This window comes from Streptomyces sp. NPDC104309 (genome assembly GCF_055584025.1).
Genome location: NZ_JBVJMV010000095.1, coordinates 1 through 10,618 on the forward strand (window position 1 = coordinate 1; position 10,618 = coordinate 10,618).

12 protein-coding genes and 1 pseudogene are annotated in these 10,618 nt (G+C 69.0%); 2 read left to right on the plus strand and 11 right to left on the minus strand.

The genetic code is table 11. The features are described from left to right. Positions 1–341: 341 nt before the first annotated feature. Positions 342–632, minus strand: a complete 291-nt coding sequence (locus tag ACZ68L_RS45585; protein ID WP_469590629.1) for a transporter suffix domain-containing protein — start codon at positions 630–632, stop codon at positions 342–344. Between the two features lie 45 nt (positions 633–677). Then, a complete protein-coding gene (locus ACZ68L_RS45590) occupies positions 678–1,679 on the minus strand; it encodes an alpha/beta hydrolase family protein (protein ID WP_469590632.1) in 1,002 nt (333 codons plus the stop codon). A gap of 695 nt (positions 1,680–2,374) precedes the next feature. Here ACZ68L_RS45590 and ACZ68L_RS45595 point away from each other — a divergent pair. Beyond that, positions 2,375–3,255 (plus strand): annotated as a pseudogene (locus tag ACZ68L_RS45595) (IS5 family transposase). Between the two features lie 7 nt (positions 3,256–3,262). Here ACZ68L_RS45595 and ACZ68L_RS45600 read toward each other — a convergent pair. Together ACZ68L_RS45600 and ACZ68L_RS45605 are read right to left on the minus strand one after the other, a co-directional pair. Then, positions 3,263–4,084, minus strand: a complete 822-nt coding sequence (locus tag ACZ68L_RS45600; RefSeq protein ID WP_469590634.1) for an isocitrate lyase/PEP mutase family protein — start codon at positions 4,082–4,084, stop codon at positions 3,263–3,265. A gap of 88 nt (positions 4,085–4,172) precedes the next feature. Next, positions 4,173–4,628, minus strand: a complete 456-nt coding sequence (locus tag ACZ68L_RS45605) for an Lrp/AsnC family transcriptional regulator (RefSeq protein ID WP_469590636.1) — start codon at positions 4,626–4,628, stop codon at positions 4,173–4,175. A gap of 123 nt (positions 4,629–4,751) precedes the next feature. Here ACZ68L_RS45605 and ACZ68L_RS45610 point away from each other — a divergent pair, with 123 nt between their 5' ends. Further along, a complete protein-coding gene (locus ACZ68L_RS45610; RefSeq protein WP_469590638.1) occupies positions 4,752–5,300 on the plus strand; it encodes an RBBP9/YdeN family alpha/beta hydrolase in 549 nt (182 codons plus the stop codon). 333 nt (positions 5,301–5,633) lie between these two features. Here the strand turns inward: ACZ68L_RS45610 and ACZ68L_RS45615 are convergent, their stop codons facing one another. From ACZ68L_RS45615 to ACZ68L_RS45645, 7 genes are all read right to left on the minus strand, one after another. Further along, on the minus strand, positions 5,634–6,251 hold the full coding sequence (locus ACZ68L_RS45615) for a response regulator (protein ID WP_469590640.1): 618 nt from the start codon (positions 6,249–6,251) through the stop codon (positions 5,634–5,636). Then, the gene (locus ACZ68L_RS45620; protein ID WP_469590642.1) at positions 6,248–7,492 is read right to left on the minus strand and encodes a sensor histidine kinase; all 1,245 of its coding nucleotides are present in this window, start codon (positions 7,490–7,492) and stop codon (positions 6,248–6,250) included. The genes ACZ68L_RS45615 and ACZ68L_RS45620 overlap by 4 nt, the downstream gene beginning before the upstream one ends. Further along, positions 7,492–7,815 (minus strand): hypothetical protein, encoded by a 324-nt coding sequence (locus tag ACZ68L_RS45625; RefSeq protein WP_469590643.1) that lies wholly within the window; start codon positions 7,813–7,815, stop codon positions 7,492–7,494. Before ACZ68L_RS45625 ends, ACZ68L_RS45620 begins: the two co-directional genes overlap by 1 nt. 79 nt (positions 7,816–7,894) lie before the next feature. Further along, positions 7,895–8,101, minus strand: coding sequence for a hypothetical protein (locus tag ACZ68L_RS45630; protein ID WP_469590645.1), 207 nt, complete (start codon positions 8,099–8,101; stop codon positions 7,895–7,897). 205 nt (positions 8,102–8,306) lie between these two features. Beyond that, on the minus strand, positions 8,307–9,098 hold the full coding sequence (locus tag ACZ68L_RS45635; RefSeq protein WP_469590649.1) for an MFS transporter: 792 nt from the start codon (positions 9,096–9,098) through the stop codon (positions 8,307–8,309). Between the two features lie 75 nt (positions 9,099–9,173). Beyond that, positions 9,174–9,788 carry a helix-turn-helix domain-containing protein gene (locus ACZ68L_RS45640; RefSeq protein WP_469590646.1) on the minus strand — a complete coding sequence of 205 codons (615 nt, stop codon included), beginning with the start codon at positions 9,786–9,788 and terminating at the stop codon, positions 9,174–9,176. A gap of 91 nt (positions 9,789–9,879) precedes the next feature. Then, positions 9,880–10,455, minus strand: coding sequence for a P-loop NTPase family protein (locus tag ACZ68L_RS45645; RefSeq protein WP_469590647.1), 576 nt, complete (start codon positions 10,453–10,455; stop codon positions 9,880–9,882). Between the last annotated feature and the right edge of the window lie 163 nt (positions 10,456–10,618).

The window sequence follows — 10,618 nt, forward strand, 5'->3', positions numbered from 1 at the left end:
AAGCGGCGACAAGCTCACAGCCATACCCGGAACCCCTGGGCTTCCCCGATCCTACGAATGATCAGATCCGACCCGCTTGAAAGGTAGGACAAGCTTATGGCTCCGAGCATGATCCGCCGGACAGGTGCTGGCTAAGGGCTGTCCCGCGTTCCTCAAGCCGGAACACGTGGACCCGTCCGTCACGTGGGCTTCTCTGTCGGAGTTGTAGTTGTCCTTCTCCAGGCGTACCAGGTGCTGGCTGACGGCGCCCTTGGAGACACCCAGGCTCTCGGTCAGCTTCTTGGGGGTGGCATTCGGTTCAGCGACGATCTTCCCGAGCACTTCGGTAGCCATCGAGCGCATCATTTCGAGGCAGGGGCCTGCTCGTCGACACGATCGCGCTTGCGCTTCTTGAGCCCGATGCGGGCCTTGATCGCCTGGACGGTTTCCTTCCCGACGCCCGCAATGCCTAGGAAGGCACATGTCTCGGCGGCCGCGACCATTCCGCCGATGGTGGCGGCCTTGCCGGCGGTGGTCAGGGGCAGGAAGAGGACGATGAGAACGCCCAGGTAGATCAGGGCACAGAGGACGAGGAGAGCGACGCCGATCTTGAACCTGAGCGGCCTCTTCCGGGGAGTGGTGTTCGTTGCCATGAAAGTAGTTCAGATCCCTAAATCATATTGGGTGATGTGTGGGCTTCACTGCGGTTCCGGGCCTGACCGAGGGTCCTTCCGGAAGACGAGTTCCGGGTAGTGCGCGGTAGGCCCGTCGAGGGCAGGTGCTCTGTGGCCGCGTAGATGTAGGCCGAAGAAGGCCGCGAGGACGTCCCGCTGCACGGACAGCGAGCGGCTCCACTGCAGCGGGCCGATGAAGGAGGCGAGTTGTTCCGGGGTCGCGCCGAGCCGCGCCACGGCCTGAGGGAGCAGCGCCTCGTAGTCGGTGAAGGAGAAGTGCTCGGACCCGGTCAGTCGCACGAAGCGGCGCCAGCCCCGCAGATGAGGCCAGGTGTCCAGCCATGTCGTGTCGTCGGGCCGATCCGCCCCCACCAGCAGCAGAGGCCGGTCCACGCCACGCGTGACGACCTCGCCGAACAGGGCCCCGTCGAGGTTCGCTCCGGCGGTGATCGGCAGTCCTGCGCACATGGCCTCGGCCGTGGTGGCGCCGCCCAGCGAGTGACCGAACATCGCCGTACGTGAGAGGTCCATGATGTCCCGCAGCTCGGCGGGGAGGCCGGGCGTTCCGTGCCGGACCGCGCGGTGGAGCTCCTTCAGGGTGTACCGGACGTCGTCGACCCGCACCCGGACTGCCTTGCCGACGATGCGCGCCTCCTCGGCGGGCGGCAGATCCGGGGATAGTTCAGGCATTCCGTACGTCTCGACGCGGCCGCCGGGAAACTCGACCTGTCCGGCGTCGTAGGTGTGATCGATGGTGACGACCACATAGCCGTGGCTGGCGAGATCCTCGACGAGGGACAGGCTGGAGCTGCGGTGCTGCCCATGGCCGTGTGAGTAGAGGATCACCGGTCTGCGCCCGCCGGCCGTCTGCGCGGGCGCGTCCGGTCCGGCGTGGGAGTTGGGGAGCGTGACGTACCCGGTGGGCAGGAGACCCGAACTCTGGAAGTGTCGGGCCGCCGCCGGTGTCATCCAGGGGGCACGAAGCCGACCCGTCGCCCGTGCGGCGGGGTACCAGATCTGGATCATGAATTCCCGCGCCGGCTTGGCCGGTACCCATGGGTCTCGCCGGGAACGGTCCACGAGCCGCAGGGAGCGCGTGCCGATCGCGTGTCTGCCTGTCGGCATGGGCAGTACGAGGCGTACAGGCGGGACCTGTTCCCCTGGGGTGGGCGTGGCCGAGCGCCGTGTGGGGGACGCAGTGGCCGGGGATGTGCCGGCCGCGGTGAGGGCAGCCACCAACGTGCCGCCGACGGTCATCAGCTTCCGTCGCGTCCAAGGTCGCCGGGTTACCGCTGTCCGGGCTGCCGTGCCGTCGGACAGGCGTGACGGCACATTGGTTGTATGCGTCTCATGGCGCCGATGCTGAGTGGTCATGATCCGAGTGTCGAAGTCGATTCGCTCCTTCACCGATGACGCCTGTCACCACTGTGACTGACAAATGTCACCTCGGTCTGTTCCATCGCGGCGGCCTGTCAATAGGACCCGCCTCTTTGGCGGCGTTCACTTCTAACGGGAAGCACGCCAAGCGCTACGCGTCCGGGTCGCAGGCGCCCGACCAGAGCTCGGAGGCCGACGTCCCGGCGGACGCGAAGCCCTCGAAGCCGGTGCTGTCCGTGACCCCGAGCGGGTGAGGTTCTTCAGTGTTCCGGCCCGTTGATCGGCTCTGGGCCCTGTCCGGCGGATCATGTGACCGCCTCGTTCCTGGATGATTATTTTCGCTCGTGGGGCCGGGCGATCTGACAAACGATGAGTGGGCGCGACTGGTGCCGCGGTTACCGAAGTCCGGTCGCCGAGGAGGGTGTTGGATCGATCACCGTAAAGTGATCAACGGGATTCTGTTCCGGATACGTACGGGCATCCCGTGGCGGGACCTGCCCTCGCGGTTCGGGAACTGGAGAACCGTCTACGAGCGCCCCCGCCGTCGGTCGGTGGACGGCACGTGGGAAGGCATCTGCCAGGCCGTGCTGACCGACGCCGACGTTCAGGGGCGAATCGACTGGCGCATGGTCAGCGTGGACTCCGCCTCGTGTCGGGCCCACCAGCACACTGCCGGAGCACCGCGCAGGCCGCCACGGGTCCCCAAGCGGAGATCAACGCCCCGGCAGCACCGTCCCGACGAAGGGCTCGGACGCTCCAGAGGCGGCTTGACCTGCAAGATCCACCTTGCCGGGAGGGTGACCTTCGCCCACTGGCCTGCTGATCACGCCGGGCCAGTGGGGCGACAGCTCGCAGCTGATCCCCGTCCTGGAACGCATCCGGGTCAAGCGCACCGGCGGTGGCCATCCGCGCACGCGACCCGACCACCTCGGGGGCGATAAGGCCTACAGCTCCCGTCGTAACCGCCGCTACCTGCGCAGACGCCAGATCAAGCACACCATCCCCGAGCCGAGGGACCAACGGGCCAACCGCTGGCGCCGCGGCAGCAGAGGAGGCCGGCCCACGGGCTTCGACCAGCAGATGTACAAGCGCCGCAAACGAAGTCGAGCGCACGATCAACCGCCTCAAGGGCTTGCGGGCCGTGGGGACGCGTTACGACATGCGGGCCTACGTTTTCCACGGCACCGTCACCGTGGCGGCGATCCGGCTGTGGCTGCGTCCCTGACCGCGTCTCAGTGCGTGGGCTCGGCCAGGAGCAGCGCGTTGAGGGTGGCGTAGTCGAATCCGCCCTCCGGTGTGGTCGTCGTGCCCTTCTCCAGCAGTTCGCGGGCTGCCCGGCGGACCAGCCCGTACGCTGCCTCGGCGATGGAGGATCCCGCGCTGATGCGGGCGGCTCCCGCCTCGGCGAGCGTGGACACGGGAAGTGCACCGGGGCCGGCCAGGACATTCACCGGAAGGGGTTGAGAGCCCACGAGTGTGCTGACCGTCTCGGCGTCCGGTGTGCCGAGGACGAAGATGCCGTCCGCGCCGGCTGTCGCATAGGCACGGGCGCGGGTGAGTGTTTCGTCCAGCCAGGTCGTGCGGTCGCCGGGCGGCAGGCGGTGCGTGTCGATGCGGGCGTTGATGAACAACGGGATGCCGGTCTCGTCCGCGGCCTCGCGGGCGGCTGCGATCCGTTCGGCCTGCTCGGCGACGGGACGCAAAGTGTCTTCCAGGTTGATCCCCACGGCTCCGGCCGCGATGACGCCTCGGACGGTCTCGGCCACGCCCTCAGGGTCGGTCGCGTAGCCGCGTTCGATGTCGGCGGTAACCGGTACGTCAACAGCAACCGTGATCCGGGCGATCACGCCAAGCGCCTGGTCCCGGGTCATGCGCTCGCCGTCGCCGTGACCGAGTGACCAGGAGGCCCCGGCACTGGTGGTCGCGATCGCAGCAGCACCCGCGTCCGCCACCACACGGGCGGAAACACCGTCCCACGCATTGGGCAGGACCAGCGGCGTGCCTGGTACATGCAGGGAACGGAACATCTGCGCCATATCAAGAAGTATTGCCATGACCAACATTGCACCACGAGAGCCAGATGAACGATCACGGCCCACACTCTGTCGCCGCCATGACCCGCCGGACAGGGCCCAGTGCGGGTCATGGCGTTGTCGGCATGGCGTCGGTCAGCGGCTTCTGGAGGTAGGAGCGGAGCACGAGAGATGTGGTGACAGGGCCGTAACGGGCAAGTGCGTCGACAACTTCTTCGAGTCGTCCTGCCTGCAGGCAGTAGACGTCGAAGATGAGGCAGTCTTCCCCAGTGACTCTGAGGGTGGAGGCGATCTCGGAAGTCCGGGAGGCGAAGTCCAGAGCGCGTGAGAGCTGGGCGTGCGTGGTGCGCAGCCGGATGACCGCGTGAATGTTCAGACCGAGGGCTGCCGGGTCGACCACGGCTCGGTAGCCGGTGACGACCCCGTTCTTCTCCAGCCGCTGGATGCGCGCGCTGGCCGCGGGCTGCGAGAGCCCGACGCGGCGTCCTACCTCCGCGCCGGTCAGCCGGCCGTCGGTCTGGAGCAAGGCGAGGATGTCTCGGTCTATCCGGTCGAGTGATTCCATTGCCGTCCGCACCACTTTCCTTGAGATCACTTGCACCGCTGCCGCTGTCCTGATGTATCCAACACAATCTGTACCAGGCGCTCCCAGGATCGCAGGGAGTGGCAAGTGAAATGGTGGTAGGCAGTGACCGTGTACGTCATCATCCCGGGCATCGACGGCTCGGACGGGCAGCACTGGCAGACCTTGTGGGAGCGGCAGTGGGGTGCCTCAGCGGTGAGGATCTCCCCTGCCTCGTGGTCCGCCCCCGACCTGGACGACTGGGTCGACGCTGTCCAGGAGGCCTACGACGAAGCTTCCCGGCAGGACAGCCGGGTTGTGCTGGTAGCCCACAGCCTGGGCTGCTGGGCGGCGTCCACCTGGCTGGACAAGAACCCCTCAAGTCCGACAGGCGGCGCGTTCCTGGTCGCGCCGCCCGACCCGCACGGGCCGGCGTTCCCGCGCCAGGCGGCCGCGACGTTCACCGAGGTGTCGGCACAACCGTTGCCGTGCCCGGCCCTGGTGGTGGGCAGCGCCAACGACCCGTACTGCACCTCCGACGCGGCCGCCGACCTCGCAGCGCGGTGGGAGGCGCGCTGGCACCTGGCCGGCGCGTGCGGACACATCAACTCCGCCAGCAGACTGGGTTCGTGGCAGCACGGCCGTGAACTCCTGGACTCGCTGACCCAGCAGTGATCAGGCACCGCGTGGGAAGCCACCAGGTACGGCCCGGCAGTTCCCCTTCGAGCGACGATGTCCGCCCGTTGACGCACAAGAATGCGCCGCAGTCTGTCGAAGGCCGTCGCCGGCTCGTCGAACGGTGCTGAAAGCGACCCATCGCACACGTGGCAGCCGACATGGGCATCTCTCAAGTGGCTCTGTTCACCCGTTTTCTGATGAACAGAGCCAACCAGCGCTGACCAAGCGTTCCGACGAATGCAACGCGGGTGGCCGAAACTGCCCGCGTTGCAGCTCATCCACAGGCATGGTCTCTGGTCCGGCACCACAGCGGGGTCCGGAAATGGCGCGCTAGACCCAGCCCCGTTCACGGGCGATACGCACCGCCGTGTGGCGGTTGTCCGCAGAGAGCTTCGCCGTGGCGGAGGACAGGTAGTTGCGCACGGTTCCCGGCGAGAGCGAAGCGCGGCGGGCGACCTCGGCGATCGGCGCGCCGTCCGCCGCCAGCTCCAGCACCTCCGCCTCGCGCGCGGTCAGCGGCGAGTCCCCGGCACTGATGGCGTCGGCGGCCAGCTCCGGGTCCACATATCTGTCACCGGCGTGCACGCTGCGGATGATCTCGGCCAGCCGCTGCGCCGAGACCGTCTTCGGGACGAACCCGCGCACTCCTGCCGCCAGGGCCCGCTTGAGATGGCCGGGCCGCCCGTGACTGGTGACGATCATCGTCCGGCAAGCGGGCAGCTCGGTCCGCAGCGCGGCGGCCGCCGCCACCCCGTCCGTCCCGCCCGGCATCTGCAGATCCAGCACGGCGACGTCCGGCCGGTGGGCCCTGGCCATCGCCAGTGCCTCGGGCCCGGAGGCCGCCTCGGCCACGACCAGCAGGTCGTCCTCGTACGACAGCAGCGCGGCGACCGCGCCTCGGATCAGGTGCTCGTCGTCCGCCAACAGCACCCGGATGCGTCCGCTCATACGACCAGGCCCGACTGCTGTGCGATAGGGGCGGAGACTTCCGGCTGGGGCAGCGGCACCGTGGCCGTCAGGCGGAAGGCTCCCGCCCGCGACTCGGCGTCCAGGGCTCCTCCCAGCGTCGCCAGCCGTTCGCGCAGCCCGTTCAGACCCGACCCGGAGGTACCGCCCGCTGCGGCCTCCGGCACGCCGTCGTTGTCGACCGACAGCACCGCCGAAGCTCCTGTGCTCAGCCGGATGGTGCAGCTCCGCGCATCGCTGTGCCGAAGCACGTTGGTGGTTGCCTCGCGCACGACCCAGCCGAGGGCGCTCTGGACCTCGGGCGGCAGGGCGATTCCGTCGTCGCCCTCGGCCGTGCCGTCGATGCCCGCCGCGTGCAGCACGGACAGCGCCCCGGCCAGCTCGACCGCGAGATCGGCCTTGCGGTACCCGCGGACGACCGCGCGCACCTCGTGCTGCGACTCCCGGGCGATCCGCTGCACCTCGATCATCTGCTCCACCGCCTCCGGTCTCCCCCGGCGCACCAGTTGCACCGCCAGTTCGCTCTTCAGCGCGATCACCGCCAGGTTCCGCCCCATCACATCGTGCAGATCCCGCCCGAACCGCAACCGCTCCTCCGCGACCGCGAGCTGCGACTGCAGCTCGCGGGCGGCGTCCAGCTCCCGCACCACGTTCAGCAGCCACACCGCGCAGCCGCTGGTGAGCACCATCACGCCACTGGTGACGAGCACGGCGGCGGCGAACCCGGCAACTGTCGGGCCGGGCAGCCCCAGCAGCGCGCAGACCGCAGCCATCCCGACGGCCGCGCCCAGCACGCTGTACAGCCTCGGACGGGTCCCGCGGATGGCCAGGGTCATCGCGCCCAGGCCGAACGTGAACAGGCCGACGACGAGCACCGAGACGTCCACGCCGGGCAGGAGGGAGCTCTCCGAGTGCAGCGCCAGCGCGGTCGCGGCTCCGCCCACGGACAGCGTGGCGACGGCGGTCAGCAGCCCGACCGGACGCTCCCCGCGGCCCAGCAGCCAGTCAAGGCCTCTGGCCTGGAGCACCGCGCACAGCGCGGCGTGCACGGCCACCAGTGCGAGCAACCCGAGCCACGGTCCGGCCGGGGCGACCCCGCCGGTCAGTGAAGCGCCGAGGATGCCCATCTCGGTCAGGGGGAAGAAGTGAAACGTGGACCGCGTGTACAGCTCGATCCGTGCGGGACCGCTCCGCCGCTGCCACCAGCCCGTCAGGCTCACCATCAGTAGTCACTCCGGGTTGTCAGCGGCGCGGTTCCCAGCGGAACCAACGGTGTACGGCAAACAAGGCCAACAGTGTCCTGCGCCCGCAACACCTCCAGGGGCGCGGCCAGGGCCCCCATCCAGCCGGCCCGTACGAGCTCGACCACAGGGGTCAGCGGGAGCCACCGGCACACCTCGCCCACAAGGTGCAGCATCGACCGCAACGGGACCAGGATTCCCGAGCCCACCACCGAGACGAGCAGCACCGGTGTCGTCGTGAGCTGGGCGACTTCCATGCTGCGTGTGAAGATCGTGGTCGCCGCGGCGAGCGCGGCGAGCAGCATGATGCCCAGCGCCGGCCCCCGAACAGTAACTCCGACCGGCGCGGGAGGTCCATGCCCAGCAGCACGGAGCCGGCCACGGTCAGCGCCACGCACTGCGCGACATAGGTGGTGACCAGGTTGCAGAAAACAACGTAGAGCAGGACGAGGCCGATGCCCCGTTGGTCCCCAGCAGCGCGAACAGCTCGCCGCGCGCCACCTCGAACGACACTCCCCGTACGGCCTCGAAGCCGCCCCCGTACCGGCGCCGCACCCCGGCAGCCTCGATCACATTCTCCGCGATCTCCATGCACCCAGCCTCCGGCCCCTGGGCCGCCCCAGGCCGTGCCGACCGTCACCAGTAGTGATGACAGATGTCATGGCGGCTGGCGCCCAGCCACGGAACGCGGCGGTGCAGGAGGTCCTCGGCCTGAGCGGTGAGCTGGTGGCCCTGGAGGAGGGCGTCACCGTCCACGGGCACGACGTCGGCCCGCGGCCGCAGCGCCGACGCACAGCTAGAACGTGGGAGCCGCAGAGGTGCGGACTGTGGTGGGCAGGACCATGCGCAGCAGCGCGGCCGTGATCAGGCAGACCGCGGCGTTCACGGCGAGTGCGGTGTCCAGGGCAGACAACAGGGCGTCGGGGCCGGCGTCGCCCGCAGCATGGAGGCGGGCGGTGGTGACGGCCGACATGGCGGGGATGCCGAGGGTGAAACCGATCTGCTGGCTCATGGTGGCCAGACCGGTGGCGGTGCCCTGCTGGGCGTCTGGCAGCGCGCTTGTGGCGGTGACCATGAAGGCCACGATCGCCACCAGGTTCGCGGCGCCGGCCACGAAGGTGGCCGCCAGCAGGACGGTCGTCCATCCCGCCGGCCGGCCGAGGAACGCCAACGGCAACGTGGTCGCGCCCTGGACGGCGAAGCCGGCAATCATGGCGTTTCGGCTGCCTATCGCGGCGATCACACGCGGACCGGCTGCCCCGCCGATGACGCTGCCCACGCCCATGGCGGTGAAGGAAAGCCCGGTCCACAGCGCGGAGTGGCCGAGGACCTCTTGGCTGTACAAGGTGAGCAGGTAGACGACGGAAGTGATGGTGGCGAAAGCAAGCACACCAGCGGCGTTTCCCCAGACGACGGTGGGCCGGCGCAGGATCGGCAGGGGCACGAGAGGCTCGGGCGCGCGCCTCTCGGCGGCCAGGAAGGCGGCGGCGAACACGAGGGCTGCGCCGAGGAACGCCCAGCAGTGTGGGCTGGTCCAGGAGCGTTCCCCGGCCTGGGTCAGCCCGTAGACCAGGGCCAGCAGGCCCAGTGTGGCGGTGGTCGCGCCGGGACCGAAACCCCGGCCTCGTACAAGCGGCCGGGGTGCACCGGTCGGCTCTCTCGATCACGGGGCCGGAGCCGGTCCGGTCGCTTGGCCTGCCTGGGCGAGGAGGCGTTCCCAGGTGCGTGTGGACCCGCCGTGCTGGTGGGCGAGGGCTGCTGCGAGGTGATGGCGGGGGGTGTCTTCGGCGGTGCTGAGGGCTGCGGCAGCGGTGTACAGGCGGGGATCGCCCTCGTAGGCGTGCGCTTTGCGGGGGCCTTTCCCCTTGCCTGGGGGGCGTCCGCCTCCCTTTCCCTGCCCGGGCGGGTTGTTCCGGCGCTCTTCGATGTCACGGCGGGGCCAGACGCGGATGCTGTAGACGGTCGTGCCTGCTGAGAGGTAGCCCTGGGTCGCGTAGGCGCGGACGGTGCTGGCCGCAACGCCGAGCAGGGCGGCTGCCTCTTCGTCGTTGAGGAGGTCGTCGGGATGTTCTCCGGCGGGCAGCGCAGGGATGGGCAGGCCGTTGAGGTGGGCGTGGGCCTGGGCGAGGTCGTAGATCAGGATGCGGCTGCTGGGGAAGAGGCTTGCCACGTGCCGGCGGAAGGCCGGGGCATCGCGCCGGCGCCAGGTAGCGATGGGGACGCCGGCCTGCCGGGCGATGTCGGATTCGTTGATCACGAGGCGGCTGTGGGGAATCACGAGAGGCTTCCTTGGCGGCTGTCGGTCGCGGGCGGGCCTTGTAGGCTGGTGGTGCTTCCTCCGCCGGCGGTGACGTCGGCGTGGATGTTGGTTAGGGGCCGGTGGTGTGCCGGGCCGCTTCTTGCAAGCGGCTCTCCATCGGCCCTTTCGCTGTCTCCCTCTTCCAGCGTTGGACGTCGCGCGGGCTGCGGAGCCTGACGATCTCGACGCCCATGGCGGCTGTCTCGGATACCTGCCGGGCGTAGCGGGGTCGGTTCGTCCGGTACTTACGGATGGCGGTGCGCAGCAGCGATCGACGGGCGAAAAACGCCGCGGACCACGTCAGGCGCCTGGCTTGTGCGCTGTCGTCTCGACCTGCGAGCTGGCGCAGACTGCGGCGGACGATTCGGTACAGGATCAGGGGCAGCGGGAAGTCGAGCCAGACCAACGCGTCGGCCTGGTGCCAGACGACGTCGGCGAGCTTGGAGAAGTTGCCCTCGACGATCCATCCGTCGGTGCGGGTGATCTCTCCTGCCTGCCGGCGGAATTCCTCCAGCGGCAGCGGCCCATCCGGGGTGAACAGAAGGTCGTCGAGGTCGGTGTGGGGCTGGTCCAGTTCTGTCGAAAGCCACCGGGCCAGGGTGGACTTTCCCGTGGCCGGCGCTCCGAACAAAGCGACCTTTCGCATGTGTGCCTCATCCTCGTAGAGAGTCGACAGATAAAACTTTACAGCAATCAGGACCGTCTTTCGTTTATTAGGGTCTGTTCGGAGTTCAGATCACTGGTTCGGTCATTTCCGCCTCGCGAGGGCGTCCTCTGCGGTAGACCGGTCGTGTGACGCGTGGTGATCT